Origin of the sequence: Trinickia dabaoshanensis (assembly GCF_002879885.1) — a bacterium.
Taxonomy (GTDB): domain Bacteria; phylum Pseudomonadota; class Gammaproteobacteria; order Burkholderiales; family Burkholderiaceae; genus Trinickia; species Trinickia dabaoshanensis.
Map to the genome: position 1 here is coordinate 136621 of NZ_PNYA01000014.1, position 24548 is coordinate 161168.

The window sequence follows — 24548 nt, forward strand, 5'->3', positions numbered from 1 at the left end:
ACGAGCGCGCCATGAATGCGCCCAAGCTCGGCATCTCCGGCCGCATCGCAGGCTTCTTCCAGGCGAGCCGCATCACCCCCTTGCTCGCGCTCGTCGCGTTACTGCTCGGCTTGTTCGCGATGGTAATGACGCCGCGCGAAGAGGAGCCGCAAATCAACGTCACGATGGCCAACGTGATCGTACCGTTCCCCGGCGCGAGTGCCCGCGATGTGGAGCGGATAGTGGCGGGGCCGGCCGAACAAGTGCTCGCGCGCATGACAGGCATCGAACACGTCATGTCGGTCTCGCGGCCCGGCGTAGCCGTGCTCACCGCGCAATTCAAGGTGGGCGTGCCGCGCACGGAAGCCCTCGTGCGCTTGTACGACACCGTGTTCTCCAACGAAGATTGGCTGCCTAAGAATCTCGGGGTGCTGCCCCCGCTCGTGAAGCCCAAGGGTATCGACGACGTTCCCATCGTCGTGCTGACGCTGTACTCGACGCGAGCCGACGGCAACGCGTATGACTTGGAGCGCATCGGTCATTCGATCGAGTCTGAGCTCAAACGCGTGCCCGGCACCCGCGACGTGACGACCGTCGGCGGCCCGCACCGCGCCGTCAATGTCCTCATCGACCCGGGCCGGATGCGCGCGGCGGGCGTCACCGTCGCCGATCTGCGCCGCGTGCTGACCGCAGCCAATGCGGGCGCCGAAGTGGGCGATCTCGTCAGAAACAACCGCACCGTCCACGTCGAAAGCGGCCCCGTGCTGACCGATGCGCGCGACGTCGGCGAAGTCATCGTCGCCGTCCACGACGGCCATCCCGTGTTCGTTTCCGATATCGCCGATGTCGAAGTAGGACCGCCCGCCGCCACGCACTATGTTTGGGAGGGACTCGCGGGCGCGCACCCGGTGGAGTATCCGGCCGTCTCCGTCACCGTGACGAAAAAGCCCGGCGAAAACGCGGTGACCGTTGCACGCGAGGTGCTGCGCCGTGTCGATACGCTGCGCAACACGGTGATTCCCGGCGACGTGAAAGTCGAAGTCGCACGCGACTATGGTGTAACGGCGAATGCCAAAGCGATGAAGCTGATCGAGAAGCTCGCGTTCGCCACGACCTCGGTCGTCGTCCTCGTGCTGTTCGCGCTCGGCTGGCGGGAGGCGATCGTCGTCGGCGCGGCCGTGATTCTGACGCTTACGGCAACCCTCTTCGCCTCGTGGGCGTGGGGCTTCACGCTCAATCGCGTCTCGCTGTTCGCGTTGATTTTGTCGATCGGCATTCTCGTCGACGACGCCATCGTCGTCGTCGAGAACATCCATCGGCATCAACTGCTCGATCCGGAAGCGCCGCTCGCGGCGCTGATTCCCCATGCCGTCGACGAAGTGGGTGGCCCCACGATACTCGCGACGCTCACCGTGATCGCGGCCTTGCTGCCGATGGCGTTCGTGAGCGGGCTCATGGGCCCGTACATGAGCCCGATCCCGATCAACGCGAGCATGGGTATGGCGATCTCGTTGTCGGTTGCGTTCGTGGTGACGCCATGGCTCTCGCTCACATGGTTCGCCAACGCTCGCCACGCGCAAGGCGGCCCACCATCGCGCCGCGACCTGCGCGGCAAGCTTTTGCCCTTGTTCGAGCGCCTATTCGCCCCGTTCCTCGGCGAGGCGCACGGCGCGCGAAATAGAACCTTGCTGTGGCTCGGCGTGGCAGGCGCGATCGTGCTGTCGTTGGCGCTGCCCGCCATGCGGCTCGTCGTGTTGAAGATGCTGCCATTCGACAATAAGTCGGAATTCCAGGTGGTGGTGGATATGCCCGCCGGCACGCCGCTCGAACGCACGAGCGCCGTTCTGCACGACATGGGCGCCTACCTCGCGACCGTACCGGAAACCGCGACGTACCAGGCCTACGCCGGGCTATCGGCGCCGATCAATTTCAACGGGCTGGTCCGGCAATACTATTTGCGAAGCGGCGGCAACGTAGGCGACATCCAGGTCAATCTCGTCGATCAGTCGAAGCGCCATCGGCAAAGCCACGCCGTCGCGACCGCGGTGCGTCCCGCGCTCGTGCGGATCGCCGAACGCGCGGGCGCTCGCGTCAAGGTAGTCGAAGTGCCGCCGGGGCCGCCGGTGCTCGCACCGATCGTGGCCGAGGTGTACGGCGGGGACACACCGCAGCGCAACGCCGTGGCGCATGCGGTGCGCCGTATCTTCGCCGCCTCGGCCGGTGTCGTCGATGTGGACGACAGCACCGTCGCCACGGCCCCGCAGCGCGATCTGGAATTGGACCGCCGCAAAGCCGGTCTGCTCGGCATCGCCCAGCAAGACGTCGCGCAAACGCTGCGCACGGGGCTCACGGGAGAGGACGTGACGTACGTTCGCGACGGCAGCAAGTATCCGCCCGCCGTGCGGCTTGCGCTGCCCGCCTCGCTCGACGGCGATTCCGACGCGTTGCTAGCCCTCGCGGTGCGCGGCGCCGGCGGCCAACTCGTCCCGCTATCCGAACTCGTCGATGCTCGCGCAACGCAGGTCGAGCAACCGATCTATCACAAAGATTTGTTGCCGGTGACGTACGTCTTGGGCGACATGGCGGGCAAAGTCGATAGTCCGCTATACGGCATGTTTGCGATGCGCGGGCCGCTCGCGAAGGTGCAAGTGCCGGGCGGCGGCGTGCTCGGCGAGTGGTTCGTCCGGCAGCCCGACGACCCCTATCGCGGCTTTTCGATCAAATGGGACGGCGAGTGGCAGATCACCTACGAGACGTTCCGCGACATGGGTATTGCGTACGCGGTGGGGCTCGTTCTGATCTATCTGCTCGTCGTGGCGGAGTTCGGTTCGTATCTCACGCCGCTCGTCATCATGGCGCCGATTCCGCTGACCATCATCGGCGTGATGCCGGGCCATGCGCTGCTCGGCGCGCAGTTCACCGCCACCTCGATGATCGGCATGATCGCGCTGGCCGGCATCATCGTGCGCAATTCGATCCTGCTCGTCGACTTCATCAATCTGCAATTGGCGGAGGGCGTACCGTTGCGCGACGCCGTCATCCGTTCCGCGGCCACGCGGGCCCAACCGATCTTGCTCACCGCCGTCGCGGCGATGATCGGCGCGCTGTTCATCCTCGACGATCCGATCTTCAACGGCCTCGCCGTCTCGCTGATCTTCGGCATCCTCGTCTCGACGCTGCTCACGCTCGTCGTGATTCCGTTGCTCTATTACACGGCCTATCGGCACCGCGTTCCCGTGGCGCCGCCCTCTCCTCCTCATCCGTAAGGAGCCCATCATGACATCCTGGCAAATCACCCGAATCGTCGCCGGCCTCATCGTTCTCGTCACGCTTGCGCTCGGCGCGCCGGCCAGCCCGTTGTTTTTGAGCGCTTGGTGGCTCTGGGGCACCGCCTTCGTCGGCGCCAACCTCCTGCAAAGCGGCATCACGCAGTGGTGTCCGATGGAGATCTTCATGCGCAAGCTCGGCGTACGCGGCGGCGCGTAACGAACCGCACGGCTACAGCGGACTAGGGGACGGCCATGAGGCTCGGCTTAAAAGCATGGGTCATCGCGCTCGTTGCGATGAGCGCCGGCGCCCGTGCCGAAACGGATCTGCTCGACGCGGCCCGCAGCGCGCTCGCGCACGACAGCGCGTACGCAGCCGCGGCGGCGCAGCAACAAGCCGATCGCACGAAGCGCGCGCAAGGCCGCGCCGGATACTTGCCGCAGATCTTCGCGACGGGCAACGTCCGCTACGGCAGCATGGATCAGGAAACGACCGGCGCGCATTTTTCCGGCGGCGGCTTCGGCGCCAGCGACGGCATCGCATTCGATACGCGCGCGGCAGGCGCCACCGGCGCCGGATGGGCCATCACCATCAAGGAAAACCTCTACAGCGCGGCCAAACATGCCGACGCACAACAGATGAGCAACGCGGCCGATGCGGGCGACGTCTCCCTGAAGCTCGCACGGCAAACGCTTTTGCTGCAAGTGGCCCAGTCGTACTTCGCCGTGCTCGCCGCCCAAGACGACGTGGCGGCATTGCAATCGACGCACGATGCGGCGCTCCAAGCACGCGACATCGCTCAGGGCCGCTTCGACACCGGCGACGCCTCGATCACGGACGTGAGCGATGCCCAGTCCGGCGCCGACCTTGCGCAAGCGCAATGGCTGGCCGCGCAAACGACGCTCGATTTAAAGCGTGCCGAGTTGCAGGACCTAACCGGACCATCCGAGGCAGCCATCCGGCCGTTGCCCGCCTCGGCCCGCGTCGAATCGCTGGCCACGGGCAGCTTCGCCGATTGGCAGTCGCACGCGATGCTCGACAACCCGTTGATCGCGCTGCGTCGTCTCGGCGTGGATAGCGCGCGAGCCGAAACGTCGCGCTACCGCCCTGGCGCGGGGACGACCGTCGATGCGTTCGCCTCGTACATCGGCGACCGCGCAAACGGCGCGGGGTACGGCGGCAATAGTTCGATGCGCAGCAACAGCGCGGTCGTCGGCATCACGGTCACGATCCCGCTTTATACGGGCGGCTTGCGCCACGCCAAAGCGCAAGAGAGCGCCGCGCTGTTGAAACGCGCCGATCTCGACGAAGACGCCGCTCGCGTGTCCGTCGCCCGGGAAGTGCGACAAGCCTTCCTCGGCATGCAAAGCGCACAGATCCAAGTGCGCGCGCTCACGCAAGCCCTTGGCTCCGCGCAGTTGCAGCTCGACGCCAACCGCACCGGGTTCGAAACGGGCGAGCGTCCGTCGATCGACGTGCTCAACGCGCAACGCGTACTGTTTTCGACGCAGCGCGATTTAGCCGCCGCGCGCTATCAGGTGTTGTTCAACCGGCTCCGTCTCGCGGCGGCGGCGGGCGAACTCGACGAGGACGAGATTGCGCGGATCAACGCGCTTTTGCACTAATCGCCAAGCGGGCAAACACAACGCGCGGCGCATCGTAGGAGAAGACAGCATGGCTCATATCGTGATCGTGGGCGCCGGACTCGGTGGCCTATCCATGGCCTACGCAATGCGCAAGGCCGCGCGCGACGACGACAGCGTGACGGTCGTCTCGGACAATACGCACTTTCATTTCGTGCCGTCGAACCCCTGGGTGGCGGTGGGTTGGCGCAAGCGCGAAGACGTTGCCGTCGAGCTCCAGCCCATTCTGGAGAAAAAACGTATCGGATTCGATGCGGCCGGGGCCAAACGCGTGCATCCCGAACGCAACGAACTCGAACTGGCCGGCGGCAAGACGCTCGCCTACGACTACCTGATCGTCGCGACCGGGCCCAAGCTCGCCTTCGACGAGGTGGAAGGCCTCGGCCCCGAAGCGCATACGGTCTCCATCTGCCATATCGATCATGCGGAGCAGGCAGCGGCCCGATGGGACGCTTTCGTCGCGAACCCCGGTCCGATCGTCGTCGGCGCGGTGCAAGGCGCTTCGTGCTACGGGCCCGCCTACGAGTACGCGATGATCATGGACACCGACCTGCGCCGGCGCAAGATTCGCGACCGCGTGCCGATGACGTTCGTCACGGCGGAGCCCTATATCGGGCACCTCGGCTTGGGCGGCGTGGGCGACTCCAAGGGCATGCTCGAATCGTTGATGCGGGAGCACGACGTCAAATGGATCTGCAATGCGAAAACGACGAAGATCGAGGCGGATCGCATGTTCGTGACCGAGCACGACGACCTGGGTCAAGAGCGGCGCAAGCACGAGCTGGCGTTCAAGCACTGCATGATGCTGCCCGCGTTCAAGGGAGTGGATGCGTTGGCCGGCATCGATAAGCTCACGAACCCACGCGGTTTCGTGCTCATCGACGAATTTCAGCGCAATCCGACCTATCGCAATGTCTACGCGGTGGGCGTGTGCGTGGCGATCGCACCGACCGAGACGACGCCCGTCCCGACGGGCGTGCCGAAAACGGGATTCATGATCGAGTCGATGGTGAGCGCGACCGCGGAGAACATTCGCGCGGCGCTCGACGGGCACGAACCCTCGACGCGCGCCACGTGGAATGCCATTTGCCTCGCCGACTTCGGCGATAAAGGCGTCGCGTTCGTCGCGCTCCCACAGATACCGCCGCGCAACCTGAATTGGTCGAGCGAAGGAAAGTGGGTGCACGTTGCCAAGATCGGGTTCGAGAAGTACTTCATGCACCGTATGCGCACGGGCGGGACGGAACCCGCCTACGAGCGCATGCTGCTCGAGTTGCTGGGCGTGAGGAAACTGAAACCCGGCGCATGAGCGCGTGAACGACGCCGCTACGCGACGGCTTGCCCAGCGTCGCGCAGCATCGTTTCGATCTCACCGGGCGCAACGGGCCGGCTGAAGTGGTAGCCCTGAATTTCGTGGCAATTATTGTCCGCCAGAAAGTCGACCTGCTCCTGCGTCTCCACGCCCTCGGCGATCACGTTCAAATTCAACCGCTGCCCCAGCGAGATCACGGCAATCGCGATCGCTTTGTCGTCCTCGCCATGCGGCAACTCCCGCACGAACGACTTATCGATCTTCAGCCGCCCGACGGGGAAGTGCTTGAGCGCGCTCAGGCTCGAGTAACCGGTGCCGAAGTCGTCGATCGAAAGACGCACGCCCATCTGTTGCAGCCGCTGCATCGTCTCGATCGATCCTTCCAAGTCGCGCATGATGAGGCTTTCGGTCAATTCGAGCTCGAGATACTCCGGCGCCAGCGCCGTGCGGGCCAACGCGGCGGCGACGTGCTCGATCCAGTCTCGGCGTAGGAATTGGTGCGCCGACACATTGACCGACATCGTGATCGGCGGCAAGCCTTCGTCTTGCCAACGGCGGTTCTGTGCGCACGCCGTCTCCAACACCCAATCGCCGATCGGCACGATCAGCCCCGTTTCCTCGGCGATCGGAATGAATTCGGCCGGCGAAATGGTGCCTTCGACCGGATGATCCCAACGCAATAGCGCCTCGACGCCGAACACTTCCTTCGTTCGCGCATCGATCTGCGGCTGGTAGACGAGCCGGAATTGGCCCTCGTCGAGCGCGAGGCTCAATTGCTCGCGGCGGCGCAACCGCTCGTGCACCTTGATGTTCATCTCCGACGTATAGAACTGGTAGTTGTTGCGGCCCAGTTCCTTCGCCCGGTACATCGCGGCGTCGGCATTCATCAGCAAGGTCTGCGCATCCTCGCCGTCGGCCGGATAGCGCGCGAACCCCATGCTGCAAGTGACTTTGTACGATTGCCCTTCCAATTGCACCGGCTCCGCGATCGTCTTGCGCAACCGTTCGATCACCGCGCGCAACTCCTGCTCGTTGAGCAGGTCGTCGAATAGCACGAGCACGAACTCGTCACCGCCCAAACGCACGACCGTATCGGTACTGCGTATGCACTCGCGCATGCGCGTGGCGATCGTCTTCAGCAATTCGTCGCCCGAATGATGACCCAAGCTGTCGTTGATGAGCTTGAAGTTGTCCAAATCGACGAAGGCTACCGTCACGCCACGCGCATAGCGCCGCGCATGAGCCAGCGCCTGACTCAACCGGTCGGCGAGCAGCGTGCGATTGGGCAGCCCTGTCAGCGCATCGTGATTCGCCATGTGACGGATGCTGTCTTCGGCGCGCGTACGTTCGATCGCGATGCCCGCGATTCGCAGCGCCATTGCGACCGTTTGCGCTTCGATATCGTCGTGCGCGCGCTCGCCATGGGAGAAGACCGTCAGCGCGCCGAGCGCACTGCCCTCGTGCGAGAGGATCGGCATCGCGCGGCACGCGCTGTACGCCTGCATCTGCGCCTTCAAAACGAATTCGCGATGCTGCGCGTGGCCGAGCAAGTTGTTGATCGATACCGGCTGATGCGTATAGATCGCGAGCCCGCTCGGCCCCGAGTCCGGGCCGATCGTCCAGCCGTTCGCGAGTTGACTGAACGCCGCGGGCAAACTGGGGGCCGCGCCGACACGCAGGTGCAAGCCGTCTTCGTCACGCAGCATGACGACACAGGCACTGTCGGGAATTTGCGATTCCAGCAAATGCATGAGCGCGCCGAGCACATCCTGCAGCGGCGTGCTCGTGGCAATCATCTCGAGCACGTGATTTTGTTCCGCGCGCATGACCTCGGCGCGCTTGCGCGCGCTGACGTCGCGCACGATCGCGACCACCCCGTCGTCCACGCGCACCAACTGCCGATGCAGCCAGACCACGGAGCCGTCCGGGCGCACGTGCCGCCACTCGCGCTCGGCAACTTCGCCGCCGTCGAATACGTCCGAAAACTCCCGGGCCGTACCGCCCTCGCCCTGATCGAGAAAAACCTCGTCGGACAAGGCGCCGATCAGCGCCTCGCGCGGCTTGCCCATCATTTCGACGCCTCGGCGGCTGACATCGCGCAAGACGAAACACGATGGAGCGACGCGCGGTGCGTGCTTGCCCGATCCATCGCTCTCGGCGGGCACCCGTTCCCAAACGAAGAAGGCATCCAAGCTCGCCTCGGAGGCGACCGAATACGTTTGGCGCAACCGCCGGGCGCGCGCTTGGCTTTTCGACAACTCGCGGCTTTTCACGCTCAGAATCGTCGTCAGCACGACCAGCAAAATGCTGCCGGCGATCGTCTCGCCGACATAGACCATGCGATCGTGCCGGTAACGCGCCAGTTGCTCGTCTCGCGACAACCCGACGATCGCGATCAACGGAAAGCCGTGCAATGCGCGGATGTTCGTGAAGCGAGCGACGCCCTCGTCCCACGGATGGACGGCGAGCTCTTCGGTCTCATCGGCCGAATCCCCGCCGGGCGAAATGACGGCGCCCCACGAGGTGTCCTCTCCGGTTTGTTGCACACGCATCGAGCCGTCGGTACCGAGCAAACCGAGAAACCCTTGCCGCCCCATCCGCAACGAGTCGTAGCTGCTCGTGAAATACGAAGGATCGACCGTGAGCATCACGACGCCGGCGAACTCCCCGGCTGCGTTCGACAACCGGCGGCTGAACACCAACTCGGGCGCGTTCGTCTCGCGGTTCGTACGCGTACGGCCGATGAATAGCGTATCCGCTTGCCGTTGAGCCCGAAAGAAGGCGCGGTCGGCGACGTTGCGCGTCGTGACGGCGTGGGTACTGGCCGTGACGTTGCCGCGGCTGTCCGTGATCGCCATTTGAAATACGATGGCCGAGGGCAACATGTCTCTGTTCTGCAGCCGGCCGAGCGCCTCGTCCCCGCTAACCGCGTAGGCGTAAGCGACCGTCTTGAGCGTCTGATCGATCGATACGATGCTGCGCACCACCTGCGCTTCGTACGTATCGGCCAACTCGCGGCTCGATTTCACCGCGGCGATCGTCGCCGCCGTATGTTCGACGTCGAGCACGTCGATCAACGCGCCCCATGCCAATACCAGTATGACGACGGCAAATATCGGAAACCAGAGCCAGGTCTGCGCGAGTCTCGGCCGCGCATAGGCGATCAAGGACCGGATCTGCTCGCCGGCTCGGCAAAGCGCGGCAAGCATTCGACCACCCATCGTTGTTCTCTTTTCGTTCATTGGGGTCCGGCGTTCATGTCACGGTCAATGCAAGGTCAGCACGGCTTTGACGCTGGCGTCGAGCTGGCCGCTATCGATATAGCCGATCGCGTTCGTTCCGCTTGCGATCAGCTTCTTCAGGGCTTCGGTATCCGCTACTTCGCGCGGAGGCTGGCCGCTGCCGGTGAAAACGAGTTTCGACCAATAGGCACGCAATTGCGCGGCGGACTTGCCGCACACGATGCGATAAAAACTCGCCCGCCGGTCGGCATCGTCGGCCAAGTCGATGGGCACGACGCGCGCGCCGCCCGGCAATTGACTCGTTCGGCCCAAGTAGATGTCGGCGACCTCGTCCGCCGACAGCGTGCTCACAGGGCTTTTCGCCGAGACGACGACCACCAGTTCAGCATGACCGGCGCTCGCGCACAGCGCCAACGCGGCACCGGCACAGATTGCCCGAAGCATTCGAATCGCGTTTCTCATCGCGCCCCTGTCAAAAAACGAAGTCGAGGGTTGCGGTGACCACGTTGGTGCCGCTGCCGAGTTGGAAATCCGGTTGCTCGTTCATAAAGAGCCCCGACGATCCCGCCGGTGTCCACACGCGGTCGTATTGCACCTTCATATCGAGATTCTTCGCGAAATCCCAGCGCACGCCGGCCGATGCGCTCCGTTGCCCGCCGTTCGAATTCGGCGACAACATCGGGCGATCGAGCGAATGCTCGGCCGCATACGCGACATAGGGCGTGAATTTACCGATGCGCAAACCGGCCGTCGCATACCCGGCCACGTAACCGGGCGTCAAGCCGGAGACCGTCTCGCGCGCGAGCTCCGCCTGCACGAACCAGCGCTCCATATCGAGGCTGGCGGCCGCGCTATAGACCGACACCGGCAAATGGCTTGCAAACGGCACCGACACGTGCGCGTGCAGATACCCGAAATGCGTCGTCAACGCGCGATATTCGGCGGTATCGAAAACGCCGAAGATGCCGGTACCCTGTGCGCGCAACGCCCCCGGGGCGATATGAAACGTGCTCGCGCCGTAAACGACGTGCACCGTGTTCGTCACCGCGCCGATGTGCATCCGGTAGGAGCCGTCCACGCCGTCGCTGTTCGTGATCGGCTCCATATCGTAGAGCTCGATCGGCACGCGAACCCATGGATTGGCATAACCCACCGCACGATAGTCGGACGTGAGGAACGTAGGCAACTCGATGCGGCCGACACGCAGATTGATATCCGGCGTGAAGGCGTAGTTCAGGTTCGCCCACTCGAGGTCGGGCGTGAAGCTGTTGTCGTAGTTTTCATGCGAGACGACTTGCACGAACGCCGACAACCGGTTCGTCAATTTGGCGGTCAATTGCACGCCGAGCCGCGAGTCGCCCGCGAAATCGATATGGCGGCTCGCACCGGCGCCGGCAGGCTCGAAGGGGCCGCCCGTGTAGTCGGCCGTATGCAAACTGGAGTACGTCGCGCCGAGCGTGCCGAAGCCGCTCAGCGTAAACATCGAAAGAAAATCATCCGCATAGGCCGAGCGCGCCGTGCACAGCACGGCGACGGACATGCCCAACGTAACAACGCGCGCGGCAATCCAAGGAAAGGGTCGAAACATTGCCGCTACTTATCGGTTTGCCTTTCTTCATATACGGCACGGGGCGGCTTTTCTTTAGCCGATGCCGCGCATCGTCGAGCCATCGTTGAGCACCTGTCGCTCGCGCGAAATGTGACCTACATTGATTGTTCCCTCAACTCGATCTCGACCGGACTATGCGCTACACCACTCCCATCGTCGCGACCATCTCCGCACTCGTCTTCGTTACGGCGGCACAGGCTCAACAAGACGTATTGATCGGCCATTCGGCGCCGCTGACCGGCCCGCAAGCGGCTAACGGCAAAGACAACGAGAATGGCGCACGGCTAGCCATCGACGAATTGAATCAACTCCCATTCAAAGTCGCGGGCAAGCCTGTCAAGTTCGAACTCGTTTCGGAAGACGATCAAGCAGATCCGAAGGTCGGCGTGCAAGTAGCGCAAAACCTAGTCGACAAGAACGTCGTGGCAGTCGTGGGGCCCTACAACTCGGGCGTGGCCATTCCGGCCTCGCGCGTGTACAACAGCGCCGGCATACCGATGCTGCCCGTCGCCTCGAACCCCGATCTCACGAAGCAGGGATTCAATAATATTTTTCGAATCGGCGCGAATGATTCGCAGCTCGGCGGAACGATGGGCGAGTTTGCGGCGAAAACCCTGAAGGCCAAAAACGCCGCCGTCATCGACGATCGAACCGCCTACGGTCAGGGCGTGGCCGAGGAATTCATCAAGGAAGCCAAGAAAAACGGCATCCAGATCGTCGACCGGGAATACACGAACTCGCAAGCCAGTGACTTTCTCGGCATTCTGACGACGATCAAATCGAAAAATCCCGACGTCATCTTCTTCGGCGGCTATGCCGCGCAAGGCGCGCCGATGGCCAAGCAAATGCTGCAACGCGGCTTGCGCGCGAAATTGCTCGGCGGCGATGGTATTTGCTCGGCCGACATGGGCAAGGTGGCCGGCTCGGCGGCCTCGATCGTCTATTGCTCGCAAGGCGGCGTCGCGCTCGATTCGACGCCGGCGGGACGCGCGTTTCTGAAAAAATACCTCGATACCTACCATACGCAACCGCAGGTGTACGGGGTCAACTACTACGACGGCGTGAAGCTCATCGCCGATGCGATGGCGAAAGCCGGCACGACGACGGATAAAGCCAAGCTCATCGCCCAACTGAAGAAGGCGCATTACAAGGGGGTGGCAGGCACGTACTCGTTCGACGACAAAGGCGATCTCGAAGGCGCGCCGACCACCGTGTATGTGATTCGCGACGGCTTGCCCGTACCGTACACGAAGAACGCGAAGTGATAGGCTACGAGCCGACCACCACCATGGGCGCGGCATGAAACTGAATCGATCGCTATCCACTGTCGAAGTCCACACGGGCGGCGAGGCATTTCGCGTCGTCACGAGCGGCTTGCCGCGTCTTCCGGGTGCCACCATCGTCCAGCGGCGCGCATGGCTCAAGGACCATGCCGACGAAATACGCCGCGCGCTCATGTTCGAGCCGCGCGGACACGCCGACATGTATGGCGGCTATCTCACGGAGCCCGTGTCGCCCGGCGCCGATTTCGGCGTGATCTTCATCCATAACGAAGGCTACAGCGATCACTGCGGCCATGGCGTCATCGCTCTGGCGACAGCGGCCGTCGAACTCGGCTGGGTGCAGCGCAAAGCGCCCGAAACGCGCGTGGGCATCGATGCGCCCTGCGGTTTCATCGAGGCGTTCGTGGCGTGGGACGGCGAGCACGTATCGAGCGTGCGTTTCGTCAACGTGCCGTCGTTCATTTGGCAGCGCGACGTATCGGTTCACACCCCGTCGTTCGGCGACGTGACCGGCGACATCGCCTATGGCGGCGCGTTCTATTTCTATGCGGACGGAGCGCCGTTCGACCTGCCGATTCGCGAGGAGGCCGTCGAACGATTGATTCGCTTCGGGGCCGAAGTGAAAGCCGCGGCCAATGCGAAATATCAGGTCGTGCATCCCGATATCCCCGAAATCAATCACATCTACGGCACGATCATCGCCAACGCGCCGCGTCATCCCGGTTCGACGCAGGCGAACTGCTGCGTGTTCGCGGACCGCGAAGTCGATCGTTCGCCCACGGGATCGGGCACGGGCGGCCGCGTCGCGCAGTTGTATCAGCGTGGCCTTTTAAAGGCGCAGGACACGCTCGTCAACGAATCGATCGTCGGCACGATTTTCAAGGCACGGGTGCTCGGCGAAACGCGAGTGGGCAAGTTCGAGGCCGTTATTCCCGAAGTGCAAGGCAGCGCGCATATTTGCGGCTTCGCCAATTGGATCATCGACGAGCGCGATCCGCTCACCTACGGCTTCCTCGTGAGGTAGGCCACCGGCACCGCCCTGGAACGAACCTTGCTCCTTCCTGGCGCCAATACGAAACCCGCCGGGAGAGGCCATGCCGACCACACCATCGATCGCCGAAGGGCTTCCGTTTCCGCTCGGCGCTAGCTGGGACGGCGCGGGAGTGAATTTCGCGCTGTTTTCCGCCAATGCGACGAAAGTGGAACTGTGCCTATTCGATGAAGGTGGGCAACGCGAACTCGAGCGGATCGAACTGCCCGAATATACCGATGAAGTCTGGCACGTTTATGTGCCCGATTTGAAACCCGGTACCGTCTACGGATACCGCGTGCACGGCCCCTACGAGCCCGAATCGGGCCACCGCTTCAATCCGAACAAGCTGCTGCTCGACCCGTACGCCAAGGCGCATGTCGGCGCGTTGAAATGGGACCCGGCCGTTTTCGGCTACACGCTCGGGGCGCCCGGCGACGACCTCACGTTCGATGAACGCGACAGCGCGCCGTTCATGCCGAAATGCGTCGTGGTCGATCAGAATTTTTCTTGGACTCACCCGATGCGCGTACGCGTGCCGTGGGATCGCACGATCGTCTACGAGGTGCACGTGCGAGGCTATACGAAACGGCACCCGGCCGTCGCACAGCGCTTGCGCGGCACCTTCGAAGGACTGGGCCAAAAGGAAGTCATCGATCACGTCAAACGGCTCGGCGTGACGGCTATCGAACTCATGCCGATTCATTCGTTCGTCAACGACAGCTACCTGCTCGACAAGGGCCTGACGAACTACTGGGGATACAACACGATCGGCTTTTTCGCGGCCGACCCGCGCTTCTTCGCGCGCGGCGCCGATGCGATCGGCGAATTCAAGGAGATGGTCGATCGCTACCACGATGCGGGGCTCGAAGTCATTCTCGACGTCGTGTATAACCACACCGCGGAGGGCAACGAACGCGGACCGACCCTGTCGTTTCGCGGCATCGACAACGCCTCTTACTACCGGCTCCTGCCCGACCAAAAACGCTACTACATCAACGATACGGGCACCGGCAATACGCTGAACCTGTCGCACCCGCGCGTGCTGCAAATGGTCACCGACAGCTTGCGTTATTGGGTTGGCGAAATGAACGTGGATGGGTTCCGCTTCGATCTAGCGACGATCCTCGCGCGCGAACCGTATGGCTTCGACGAAGGCGGCGGTTTTTTGCATAGCTGCCGGCAAGACCCGGTGCTCTCCAGCGTCAAGCTCATCGCCGAACCTTGGGATTGCGGTCCCGGCGGCTATCAGGTGGGCGGTTTCCCGCCGGGCTGGGCCGAATGGAACGATCGCTTCCGCGATACGGTTCGAGCCTTTTGGAAAGGCGACGACGGCGTGGCGCCGGAATTGGCGAGCCGCATCACCGGCTCGGGCGACAAATTCAACCGGCGCGGGCGCAGGCCCTGGGCCAGCGTGAACTTCGTGACGGCTCACGACGGCTTCACCTTGAACGACCTCGTCTCCTACAACGATAAGCACAACGAAGCAAACGGCGAGGACAACAACGACGGTCATTCCGACAACAAATCGTGGAACTGCGGCGCGGAAGGCCCGACCGACGACGAGCAAATCCGCGCGCTGCGCGAGCGGCAAAAGCGCAATCTGCTCGCCACGCTGCTGTTCTCGCAGGGCACGCCGATGATCGTGGCCGGCGACGAGTTCGGGCGTACACAACGCGGCAACAACAATGCTTATTGTCAGGACAACGAAATAAGCTGGGTCGATTGGGATGCGATCGACGACGACGGTCGCGCGCTGACCGATTTCGTCGTCAAGCTGACCACGTTGCGCCATACGCTGCCCGTCTTGCGCCGCAATCGTTTTTTGACCGGCCAATTCGACGATAGGCAGCAACTGTGCGAAGTTCGCTGGATGAGTCCCGCGGGCACCGAATTGACGCAGGAGCAATGGCAAGATCCGCAGATGCGCTGCTTCGGCGTGCTGCTGGACGGCCGGGCCCAGACGAGCGGCATTCGCAGACCCGCGTCCGACGCCACGCTGCTCGTGGTCCTCAACGCGCACCACGACGTCGTCGAGTTCAAACTGCCCGACATTCCCGGCAGCGATCAATGGAGCTGCCTCATCGATACGAATATGCCCGTGCGCGACGAGTTGCCCGAGTTCGAAACGGGCGATGTCTACCAGGTCACGGGACGATCGTTGTTGCTCTTCGCCCTGCATGCCAAAGGACAGACGCAGCGCATCTTCATGCGGCTCGAGAAGAAGCTGACTGAAGACGTCGAATAGCGCGGCGATATGCAACGAGCGGCACGGGCGCGAGTCTCGCCTGTGCCGCTCCGAGCAGGTCAACGGATTCGATCGGTTGGTGATTCAGTGATACAGCAACGCGATCAAGATGATGATCGGAATCGGTACACCGAGCAGATAGAGCAGGATCGAGCGCATAGGTCCTCCTTGGCCGGTTGAATTCGGAAGCGGGGATAGGGGTTGCTCGTCCCCATCCCCGGTCGTCGAGTCAGGCGGTTTCGCCGGGGTGCTTCATACGTCGCGCAGACGCCCGCCGAAGATCGCCATGAAGCTTGCGGAAAACGCGCCCAGCAGCAGCGCGACGAACAGCCAAAGCGCCGCGCCCGCGCTGGCATGGCGTGCATGGTCCGCGGCCACCTTGGCAGCGCCTTCCATCGCCACCACCTTCTGTTGAAGCTGCCCATAGGTGGCGGCCACGCGCAATTGCGCGGCCTGCGGCGAAAGCCCCGTATCGCGCGACACGATATTCGCCACGTAGGCGGTGTCCGCGACCGATAGCGGATCGTCCGTTGCCAGGCTGTTGACGAAGATGCGCGTCACCTCCTGCTTCGGCGGCTCGCCGGCTCGAGCGGGTACGTTCGTCGCGGCGCCGAGTTCGGCACTGCCGGAGACGGCCGGGGTGGCGACCGGGCTGATCACGCTGCCCGAGGCGGTACTCGCACCCGCACCCGCACCGGCGCTTTGGCTTGCCGCGAGTGCCGGCGCGGCCGAAGCGGGCGCCGATGCGCTCGTCGCGTTGCTTGCGGCGGCATTGGCGGCCGGGCTAGCGATCGCGGGCGCGGCCGACGGTTGAACGGCGGATGGAGCGGACGGTGAGGCCGAAGCGGCGGCCGGACGGCGGAATAGCGAATCGACGTAATAGCCCACGGGCCACCGGTCCATCGCGGCTTTCGCATCGCCGCGATCGACGACGGGTGCGTTCGATGCGGCCTTTTCCAACGCTTGCGCCCCGGCATGTTCGGCTGCCGGCAACATCGCGGCGGCCAGCCCGGCCGTGACTAACGTCGCAAGCGCCCACGACAGGAAACCATGCGCCGTGTCGCGGAAGTAGACTTCATCCATTTCCACCGCCGGCCACCGATGCCTCAATCGACCCGCGAGGTAGCCGCCGAGGCCCGAGGTCAGGATCTGCGTTACGCAGACCCAGACGATCGCGGCAAAGCCGAACGCCGTCGCGCTCTGGCCTGCAAAATGCCAGGGCGAGAGCGCGGCGAGCCCAAGGCCCGTACCGAGCGTCAAGAGGATCAATCCGAAGGCGGCGGCCGCGACGGCCCCCGCGAATACGGCACTCCATGAAACGACCGCCGAGTGCGGTCGCCAAGCGTCGACATCTTCCGCCCACGCGGCGGAGGTAACAGGTGCGTTGAGTTCGGCCATGACTTGTCTCCGAGGAGCCGCGCGATTCGGCGGCTCAGTTCAGGTACGGAATAAACGCATGAACTCGGGGAGCACGTCTTGTGCCCAATCGATGGCAGCGCCCGCGGCCGGGCGCGAACGCGCGCGGCAAGGACTAGTTCTCGCCCTTCCCGCAGGCGTGGCAAAAACGGCTGAACGCGTTCTTGCGCGTCTGGCAGTGGGCGCAGTGGTTGAATACGGCAATACCGCAATGCGGACAAAAGTTCGCATGCGGATCGGCCGTATCGATCGGCCGCTCGCAGCCGGGGCACACCTTCGCGGCCACTTGCGCGTAAGCCTTGACGAAATCGAGCGCTTCCCGCCGGCTTGCTCCCGGCTGCTGCTCTTCCTCGCGCTTGCGCTCCAGATACCGCGATAGCGCGCGAATCGCATACCGGCCGAGCAATACCGTCAACACGATGCCGACGGCGTAGCGGACATAGCCGCCATAGCTCGGCAAATACGGCACCAGCTCCACGAAGAACGCGAACAATGCGAAAAAGATGAAGCCCCACGCGAATGGCCAGTAACGGCTTTGGCGCTTCTTCGCGAACAGCCAACCGGCGATCAGCAACAAAGGCAACGTGAACAGCAGGCGAATGCCGAATACGCGCAACTCCACGATGCGCTGCGCTTTCCGATATCGTTCGTCCGCTTCGGCGTTCAGCGTGTCGAGCGAGCGCGTCGCGGTATCGCGCTCGCGTTCGAGCGTGAGCCGGCTTTGCTTGAGCGAGTCGACGCGCGCTTGCGCGTCGCGTTCGCGCCGCGTCGCCGCCTCGAGCGCTTGGGCATGGGCGGTGACCGCCGGATCTTGCTGAGCGTCGGCCGTGGCGTGACGAGTGGCAATGGTCGTGCGGAAGGCTTCACGGGCCTGCTGCGTGTCGTGCTCGGCGGCCGTCAGCAGCAGCATGGCTTGATCGATCGCATCGCTATTGGCCGCGAGCTCGGTTTGCGCCTTCGATAAGCGCGCTTGCATCGGCGCGCTGACTTGCCGATCGACGAACGCATCGCGACCCGGCGCATCCTCGACTCGCGGAAGATCGCCCACGACCTTTCCACCCAAGCCGATCAGAAATCCCGCGAATACGATCGCGATGATCCACAGCCCGCGCTGAAACCATACTTCGGCCAATCTCAGCCCTTTCGTCGACATCGTCATGAATGCGATCTCCGCGCACCGCCTTCGTCTCGCCGTTCATATGAAGGCGAGCGATCCGGCCATCGTTGGATAAAAGAAATACGGACAAAGATGATGCCAGAGATAGGGGGCACCGGCATTCAATTGCTTGGAATCACTGTTCGAATGCCCCTATAAGCGGGCGAATAACCCGCTATTCGAGCCGCTATCGGCCCCTTCATCTCGCCCCCTTCCATCGCGCAATCGATTGCGCCCCCCGGATTTTCACTGAAAGCGCTCGGCAGACGAGTTGCGTCCCGCAAAATTGCTGCGCCCAAAGACGCGTTCGGCTCTTTGAGTGCGGTTCAACTCAATGCCATAGAGGATCACCATGCGATTCGAACTCACCCCCGAATGCCGTCCTTTTCACGAGGCCGGCGAATTCAGTCAACTCACGGCTTACTACGAAGAGGACCGGCATGTCATGTGGATGATGCTGCGCTCCGCGCCGCGGCCTTGCTTCAACCAACAGTTGGTATCGGACATCATTCGCCTCGCCCGCGCGGCGCGCGAATCGGGCCTTCGATTCGACTTCTGGGTGACGGGCTCGCTCGTTCCCGAGATTTTCAACGTCGGCGGCGACCTGAACTTCTTCGTCGACGTCATTCGCCGAGGCGAACGCGATCGGTTGATGGCGTATGCGCGCTCGTGTATCGATGGAGTTTGGGAAATCTACAACGGCTTCGGGACGGACGCCGTCACCATCGCGGCCGTCGATGGCAGCGCGCTGGGCGGCGGCTTCGAAGCCGCGCTGGCCCATCACTACGTTCTCGCGCAACGCGGCACGAAACTCGGTTTCCCGGAAATCGCATTCAACTTATTCCCGGGCATGGGGGGCTATTCGCTCGTTACGCGTAAATCGAACCGCCGTGTGGCCGAAACGCTGATCAGCACCGGCGAATCGCGCTTTGCCGAGTGGCACGAGCAGCACGGGCTCGTGGATGGGGTGTTCGAGTCCGGCGAGGCCGCCATATCGACACGCACGTTCATCGACGTCATCCGGCCCATGCTGAACGGCACGCGCGCGATGTTGCGGGCCCGCCAGCGCGTGCTGCCGCTCTCCCGCTCGGAATTGATGGACATTACCGAGGACTGGGTGAACGCAGCCTTCATGCTCGAAGAAAAGGACATCGCGTTCATGGAACGGCTCGTCGTACTGCAAAACAGGCGCGTGTCGAAGCTCCAAGCCGTTCTTTGAACGGGCGCGGCGAAACCGGCGCCGGCCTCTCGAAGCTCAGGCGATGAGCCTGAGCTTCTTCTTATCGAGGAGCCAAGCCTCGAGCGCCTCGGCCGGCATCGGCTTCGCGTAGAAAAATCCCTGCGCATAGTCCACGCCGATGTCTCTCAAGAACTGCGCCTCGCGCTCCGTCTCGACGCCTTCGGCCACGATCGCGAAGCCGAAGGCACGCGCCAGCCCCAATACCGAACGCACGAGCGATTGAGCTTGAAAATTCTGATCGATGCCCGTGATGAAACTTCGATCGAGTTTGATGACATCGATCGGCAGCCGCGTCAATTGCGAAAGCGAGGAATACCCGGTGCCGAAATCGTCCAGCAAAATGCGCGCGCCTAGCTGCTTGAACTGCCGCATCAAGTCGATCGCCGCCCTTTCGTCTTCGATAAAACAGCTTTCGGTCAATTCGATATCGATCAGCGTGCGCGCGGCGCTGTCCTGCTCCACCAGATCGCGCAACTGATTGACGATTTCCGTATCGCGTAGCTGCCGCGCGGAGACGTTGACGGACACGCGGATGTCCAATCCGGCTTCATGCCACCGAGCCGCCTGCCACGCCGCCTCGCGCATCAACCATCGGCCGATCGGAATGATGAGGCCTGACTCCTCGGTGAAACGAATGAATTCCGAAGGCGGCACTAGCCCCCGGCTCGTGGATTGCCAGCGAAGCAATGCTTCGACGCTATGCAAGCGGCCCGTGCACAGATTGATCAGCGGCTGGTAGTGCAAAACGAACTGCTTTTCCTCGATCGCCTTTCTAAGCTCGGTGTCCAGCCAAATATATTTGGCGACCTTTTGGTTCATCTCCGGCGAGAAAACGCGATAGGTTTGCTTGCCCGCTTCCTTGGCCGCGTACATCGCCGTATCCGCGTGCGAGATCAACGCCTCGAGCGTCTTGCCGTGTTGCGGGTAAAGCGCGATTCCGATCGAACAACTCGTGTAGACATCGATCAGCTCCAGATGCATCGGCACACGAAGATGATCGATGATCTTTTGCGCGAGCGTCTCGAGCGATTCCTGCGTGCACGAATCGACCAAGATCAAGAATTCGTCGCCGCCGAGCCGGGCGAGCGTCATGCCGTCGTCGAGGCATTCGGTCACGAGCTCGGATACGCGCTTGATCAGCCGATCGCCGTTGACGTGCCCGTAGTGATCGTTGACGCGTTTGAAGTTGTCGAGGTCGAGAAAGACAATGCCGAGCACCCGCGACGGATCGTGACGCACATCCTCCAGCGCCCATTCGATCCTCGCATTGATCGCATAGCGGTTCATGAGGCCGGTCAACACGTCCTTCGAAGCCAACTCCTTCAGGCGCCGCTGCGCATCGCGCTCGTCCGTGATATCCGTTCCCGAGCAGATGATGAACGTTTCGTCGATGCCGCTGCCGCTATGGACGAACTTATTGCGGAACTGAAATAGACGGGGCCCTTTGATCGTGTTGATCACGCGCTCCACTTCGAACGATTGTTGCCGCTCGAAAAACTGCTTGATGTTGGTGCGCGACTGCGACCCCTGATCGGGCGTCATGAACAATTCGAACGCGCTCTTGCCGATGACGTCGACCTCGCGCAAGCCCGTGACCTCTTCGCACATGCGATTGAAACGCTGCACGATGCCGTTGCGATCCAAAATGACCACGAGCGAATTGACTTCGGAGACCACTTGTTCGGCCGCGGCGAGCCCGTTCGATAGCGCGCCGGCAACCGAAAGCGTGTCCGAATACTCGCACGCGGTACCCGCCCAATCGCGCGAATCGACCTTCTTGCCGACGAGATGAAGCGTGACCGGTTGCCCGCGCAACGATACCTCGATCACCCGGTGCGACGTGACGCCCGTCAATTCGCGAATCGCGCGCGCTTGCTCGCCGGTCAGCGCCACGCTCAGGTTCGCGACGCCGCGCTGCGCGGAAAGCTCCAAGGCATTGCTGTCGCCGGGAAGCCGCCAAAGCGGGTTTTTCGTTCCGAGCAACACTTCCAGCACCGCGCCGTCATTTTCGTCGAACATAGCTGGCCCCGTTGAACGAGCAATCGGATTGCACGTGCGATCAGCAAGATCCGAACCGGGCTAAAGGCACGCCGGTCCCGGCACGCGCCGATCCCCAAGATTAAAGAAACACTGCGTTGCAGCATTGCGCGGGCGCGGCCATCGGCGCCCTCTTTTTTGGTCCAACCCAGTCTTTGCGCGCATCGCGCGGCGCGCCGTTAGGTGAGCCCGCCGACGCTCCCGTACTGCTCTTGCCCTTCATCCGCATTCAGATCCCGGTAGCGCACGAAGCGGCGCCGCGGCGAGGTTTTCGCAACATACATCGCGGCATCGGCCTTGGCCAGCAGTTCCTCGGCGTTCTTTGCGTCGCCCGGGAATTCGCTGATCCCCATGCTCGCGCCCACCCTCATCCGGTGCGGCCCGATCGCCACCGCCTCATCCAGGGCGGACTGAATCCGCTGCACCGTCGCGTCGATCGCATCGATCGATCGCTCATCCGAAAACAAAATGACGAACTCGTCGCCGCCAAGACGCGCGACGAGATCGGTTGGCGCCACCGCCTCGCGCAAGCGCTGCGCGACGATGGCCAACGTTTCGTCGCCGGCAAAATGGCCGAAGCGATCGTTGATCTGCTTGAAGCCGTCGAGATCGACGAACATGATGGCTAGCTGCTCGCCTTTCGGCAACGCGTGCCCGATCGCCGCTTCCAGCCGCTCCATGAACCGCATCCGGTTCGGCAGGCCGGTGAGCGCATCGTGCCCGGCAAGATGGCTCAATTCGAGCTGCCTGGCATGAAGTGTACTCATTTGCGCGCGAATTTCGAGCCGCATTCTATCGAAGCAGCGCGCGAGCACCCCGATCTCGTCGGAACGCTCGACCGGCAGGCGTTGCGCGCGCGCATCGTCGAGCAGATCGGTCGCGGCGTCGGCGAGCACGCGCAGCGGGCGCGCCAGCGCACGCGCGAATAAGATCGCCAGCACGATGGCGATCGCACTGGAGACGAGCACCATGCGCACGATCTGCCCGCCGAGTGCGTTTGCCGAATCCAATACGCTCGTCAACGAACGCCCGAGACCGACGACGATGAAGCGGTTGCCCTCGACCGCGCCGAATGGCGCGCGCACGAAGGCGAACGCATGCACCGGCGCCCGTCCGCTGCCGGCCTCTCCGTTGAACGTCACGCTGCTCGGGCCGCCGTCGAATAGGACGTGGGTGGCGGGAAACGTCTGTTGCATCAGCACGCGCCGCCCATGCGCGAATCCAAACGTCTGGCTCGAATCGGGATGAATCAGGAAGTCGCCCCATTCGTTGGCTAGATACACGAGGTAGCCGGCGGGCGAATCGCGTTCGAGCCGATGGAAGACCTGGGTGAGATCGACTTCGACGACGACCACGCCCACGGTGTTTCCTGCTGCGTCCACGATAGGTGCGCCGATATATATGGCGGGCCGGCCCGTCGCCGCATCCGCGCTCGAGTCGGGCGTGAGGCCGATCGGCGAGAGATAGGCATGCCCCTGAGCCGTCGCCAGCGTATCGAACACATAGGCGAAGTGCCCTTTTTCCTGCAACCGCCCATCGGGCACGACGACGATACCGCGCGCGCCCCGCTCGACACGAATCCGCTCCAACCCATGGTGCGCTCGCGTGACGAGGCGGATGGTCAGGTATTCCGGGTGATGCATCATGAACCGGAGAAACACCTGCGAGAGCCTTGCGCGGCCCGCATCGGCGGCGTCATCGCCGCGGGCGACGGCCACGGACGAGGGCATCGTCGACAGCACCAACACGTCATCCGCCACGTCGCTCAACGCGGTGGTGAAGCGCTGTGTCAGCAATTGCGTGGCGGGAAGCAGACTGCGCTCGGCCTCCTGCATGATCATGGAGCGATTGGCGCGATAAGCGTAGTAACCGGTCGCGCCGGAAGCCGCCACGCCGATACAGACGAGCAGAATCGACAGCCGGGTGCTCAAGCCGAGCCTGATCATTTCGGGAAACTCCTGAGCCGGTCGCCCGCTTCGATCCGCTTCCACAGCGCCTCTCGCTCGTCCGGACTTTCGACGCGCTCGATCCAAACAAGGTGGTCGGCCGCGCCCGACGCCTTTTCGGGCTCGGGCAACAGCGTATTGGCCAGCCCTTCGCGCTGAGTCAGTTGCGCTCCGATCTGCGGTTCGAGCATCTGATTGATCCAGTCATAGGCCAGCGCCTGATTGCCCCCGCCCTTGACGATCGCCCAGCAATCGAGCCATGCGAGCGCGCCTTCGTCGGGAATCGCGTAGCCTACGTCCACGCCGGCCCGGCGCAGCAGTTCGACTTGCTGGGTGCCGTAGTTGCCGAACATGAGCGCGATGCGATGCTGGACGAACAGCGCCGTCGCCTCCTCGGGCAACGTGTAATACGTGAGCAGATTGCGTCGCAATCGAACGAGTTCGCGTGCCACGGTGCGCATCTGCTTCGGCGACAAACGAAAGGGGTCGCTGTATCCGAGTGCCAGCGCGGCGAACGAAAAATTGTGCTGAGCACTGTTGAAATCGAGCACCTTGCCGCGATAGCGCGGGTCCCAGAGCGCGCGCATCGAGTGCGGCGCAGCGCTCACCTGCTTGCGGTCGTAGATCAGCCCCATCGACGAGTAGGTGAACGGAACGGCGTAGACGTCATGGCCGGCGACGAGTCCTGGAATGCCTTCCAGATGCCGGAAATACCGCTGTTGCCGCGCGCGATTCGGGATCGACGACAGATCGAGCGGCGCGAGCAGGCCGGCACGCGCGTAGCGCTCGATCTCGGCGGTATTGGCCGCGATGACGTCGAACGGGGCAGAGGCGGCGCTATGCATGCGCGCCCACAAGGCCTCGTCGGAATCGACGAACGTGATTTCGACTTTGACGTGGTAGCGCTGCTCGAACGCTTCGACCCAGTCGTCGTCCGCATAGCCGGGCCATGCCAGCACGCGCAAGACGGCTGGGCGCGACGCTGCCGGCTTGGCCGGCTCGGCCCGCGCGCCCATCGCGAACGGGCAAAGCAAGAGCGCGACGACGGTAACGCGCGCGATCGCGTAGCTAGCCCATCGTCGCGAGATTCGGTCTTTGCCGCGCATCGACTTCGATGCCCGGCGTCGAACGATCGCCATA

16 protein-coding genes are annotated in these 24548 nt (G+C 63.2%); 8 read left to right on the forward strand and 8 right to left on the reverse strand.

The genetic code is table 11. From position 1 onward, the window contains the following. Nucleotides 1–11 precede the first annotated feature (11 nt). From C0Z18_RS16820 to C0Z18_RS16835, 4 genes are read left to right on the forward strand one after another with little or no spacing between them, the layout of a single operon-like run. Entirely contained in the window at nt 12–3245 is a 3234-nt protein-coding gene (locus C0Z18_RS16820; protein WP_102646546.1) for an efflux RND transporter permease subunit, read from the forward strand. A gap of 10 nt (nt 3246–3255) precedes the next feature. Continuing rightward, entirely contained in the window at nt 3256–3465 is a 210-nt protein-coding gene (locus tag C0Z18_RS16825; RefSeq protein ID WP_102646547.1) for a YgaP family membrane protein, read from the forward strand. Nucleotides 3466–3500: 35 nt separating this feature from the next. Further along, nucleotides 3501–4871, forward strand: a complete 1371-nt coding sequence (locus tag C0Z18_RS16830) for a TolC family protein (protein ID WP_102646548.1) — start codon at nt 3501–3503, stop codon at nt 4869–4871. Nucleotides 4872–4920: 49 nt separating this feature from the next. Next, complete coding sequence (locus tag C0Z18_RS16835; RefSeq protein ID WP_102646549.1) at nt 4921–6198, forward strand: NAD(P)/FAD-dependent oxidoreductase; 1278 nt, start codon at nt 4921–4923, stop codon at nt 6196–6198. 17 nt (nt 6199–6215) lie between these two features. Here C0Z18_RS16835 and C0Z18_RS16840 read toward each other — a convergent pair whose 3' ends face one another. Genes C0Z18_RS16840 through C0Z18_RS16850 form a run of 3 tightly spaced genes read right to left on the reverse strand, consistent with a single transcriptional unit; the run spans nt 6216 to nt 11031 of the window. Continuing rightward, a complete protein-coding gene (locus tag C0Z18_RS16840; protein ID WP_158244248.1) occupies nt 6216–9422 on the reverse strand; it encodes an EAL domain-containing protein in 3207 nt (1068 codons plus the stop codon). A gap of 45 nt (nt 9423–9467) precedes the next feature. Continuing rightward, entirely contained in the window at nt 9468–9887 is a 420-nt protein-coding gene (locus tag C0Z18_RS16845) for a type 2 periplasmic-binding domain-containing protein (RefSeq protein ID WP_102646551.1), read from the reverse strand. Between the two features lie 28 nt (nt 9888–9915). Beyond that, entirely contained in the window at nt 9916–11031 is a 1116-nt protein-coding gene (locus tag C0Z18_RS16850) for a porin (RefSeq protein ID WP_146014025.1), read from the reverse strand. Nucleotides 11032–11186: 155 nt separating this feature from the next. On the opposite strand from C0Z18_RS16850, the gene C0Z18_RS16855 reads away from it, so the two are divergent. The 3 genes from C0Z18_RS16855 (at nt 11187) to glgX (ending at nt 15613) form a co-directional block, all read left to right on the forward strand. Further along, nucleotides 11187–12317, forward strand: a complete 1131-nt coding sequence (locus tag C0Z18_RS16855) for a branched-chain amino acid ABC transporter substrate-binding protein (RefSeq protein WP_102646553.1) — start codon at nt 11187–11189, stop codon at nt 12315–12317. A gap of 34 nt (nt 12318–12351) precedes the next feature. After that, complete coding sequence (gene lhpH / locus C0Z18_RS16860) at nt 12352–13359, forward strand: trans-3-hydroxy-L-proline dehydratase (protein WP_102646554.1); 1008 nt, start codon at nt 12352–12354, stop codon at nt 13357–13359. Nucleotides 13360–13429: 70 nt separating this feature from the next. Next, the gene (gene glgX / locus C0Z18_RS16865; RefSeq protein ID WP_102646555.1) at nt 13430–15613 is read left to right on the forward strand and encodes a glycogen debranching protein GlgX; all 2184 of its coding nucleotides are present in this window, start codon (nt 13430–13432) and stop codon (nt 15611–15613) included. A 252-nt stretch (nt 15614–15865) separates the two neighbouring features. Here glgX and C0Z18_RS16870 read toward each other — a convergent pair whose 3' ends face one another. After that, nucleotides 15866–17011 (reverse strand): hypothetical protein, encoded by a 1146-nt coding sequence (locus tag C0Z18_RS16870; RefSeq protein WP_102646556.1) that lies wholly within the window; start codon nt 17009–17011, stop codon nt 15866–15868. Between the two features lie 133 nt (nt 17012–17144). Next, complete coding sequence (locus C0Z18_RS16875; RefSeq protein ID WP_102646557.1) at nt 17145–18188, reverse strand: double zinc ribbon domain-containing protein; 1044 nt, start codon at nt 18186–18188, stop codon at nt 17145–17147. A gap of 349 nt (nt 18189–18537) precedes the next feature. On the opposite strand from C0Z18_RS16875, the gene C0Z18_RS16880 reads away from it, so the two are divergent. Further along, nucleotides 18538–19404 (forward strand): crotonase/enoyl-CoA hydratase family protein, encoded by an 867-nt coding sequence (locus C0Z18_RS16880; protein WP_102646558.1) that lies wholly within the window; start codon nt 18538–18540, stop codon nt 19402–19404. Nucleotides 19405–19440: 36 nt separating this feature from the next. On the opposite strand, the gene pdeR is transcribed toward C0Z18_RS16880, so the two are convergent. The 3 genes from pdeR to C0Z18_RS16895 all read right to left on the reverse strand — a co-directional run bounded on the left by pdeR (nt 19441) and on the right by C0Z18_RS16895 (nt 24547). After that, nucleotides 19441–21444, reverse strand: coding sequence for a cyclic di-GMP phosphodiesterase (gene pdeR, locus C0Z18_RS16885; protein WP_102646559.1), 2004 nt, complete (start codon nt 21442–21444; stop codon nt 19441–19443). Between the two features lie 197 nt (nt 21445–21641). Then, nucleotides 21642–23408, reverse strand: a complete 1767-nt coding sequence (locus C0Z18_RS16890) for a diguanylate cyclase domain-containing protein (RefSeq protein WP_102646560.1) — start codon at nt 23406–23408, stop codon at nt 21642–21644. Beyond that, nucleotides 23405–24547, reverse strand: a complete 1143-nt coding sequence (locus C0Z18_RS16895) for an extracellular solute-binding protein (protein WP_408647027.1) — start codon at nt 24545–24547, stop codon at nt 23405–23407. Before C0Z18_RS16895 ends, C0Z18_RS16890 begins: the two co-directional genes overlap by 4 nt. Nucleotide 24548: the final 1 nt, after the last annotated feature.

Coding starts and splice junctions, on each gene's coding strand:
- glgX (WP_102646555.1), top strand. CDS start 13,430: ATGCCGACCACACCATCGATCGCCGAAGGGCTTCCGTTTCCGCTCGGC.
- C0Z18_RS16895 (WP_408647027.1), bottom strand. CDS start 24,547: ATGGCGATCGTTCGACGCCGGGCATCGAAGTCGATGCGCGGCAAAGAC.
- C0Z18_RS16850 (WP_146014025.1), bottom strand. CDS start 11,031: ATGTTTCGACCCTTTCCTTGGATTGCCGCGCGCGTTGTTACGTTGGGC.
- C0Z18_RS16845 (WP_102646551.1), bottom strand. CDS start 9,887: ATGCTTCGGGCAATCTGTGCCGGTGCCGCGTTGGCGCTGTGCGCGAGC.
- C0Z18_RS16855 (WP_102646553.1), top strand. CDS start 11,187: ATGCGCTACACCACTCCCATCGTCGCGACCATCTCCGCACTCGTCTTC.
- C0Z18_RS16840 (WP_158244248.1), bottom strand. CDS start 9,422: ATGGGTGGTCGAATGCTTGCCGCGCTTTGCCGAGCCGGCGAGCAGATC.
- C0Z18_RS16825 (WP_102646547.1), top strand. CDS start 3,256: ATGACATCCTGGCAAATCACCCGAATCGTCGCCGGCCTCATCGTTCTC.
- C0Z18_RS16820 (WP_102646546.1), top strand. CDS start 12: ATGAATGCGCCCAAGCTCGGCATCTCCGGCCGCATCGCAGGCTTCTTC.
- C0Z18_RS16835 (WP_102646549.1), top strand. CDS start 4,921: ATGGCTCATATCGTGATCGTGGGCGCCGGACTCGGTGGCCTATCCATG.
- pdeR (WP_102646559.1), bottom strand. CDS start 21,444: ATGTTCGACGAAAATGACGGCGCGGTGCTGGAAGTGTTGCTCGGAACG.
- C0Z18_RS16890 (WP_102646560.1), bottom strand. CDS start 23,408: ATGATCAGGCTCGGCTTGAGCACCCGGCTGTCGATTCTGCTCGTCTGT.
- C0Z18_RS16830 (WP_102646548.1), top strand. CDS start 3,501: ATGAGGCTCGGCTTAAAAGCATGGGTCATCGCGCTCGTTGCGATGAGC.
- C0Z18_RS16875 (WP_102646557.1), bottom strand. CDS start 18,188: ATGACGATGTCGACGAAAGGGCTGAGATTGGCCGAAGTATGGTTTCAG.
- lhpH (WP_102646554.1), top strand. CDS start 12,352: ATGAAACTGAATCGATCGCTATCCACTGTCGAAGTCCACACGGGCGGC.
- C0Z18_RS16870 (WP_102646556.1), bottom strand. CDS start 17,011: ATGGCCGAACTCAACGCACCTGTTACCTCCGCCGCGTGGGCGGAAGAT.
- C0Z18_RS16880 (WP_102646558.1), top strand. CDS start 18,538: ATGCGATTCGAACTCACCCCCGAATGCCGTCCTTTTCACGAGGCCGGC.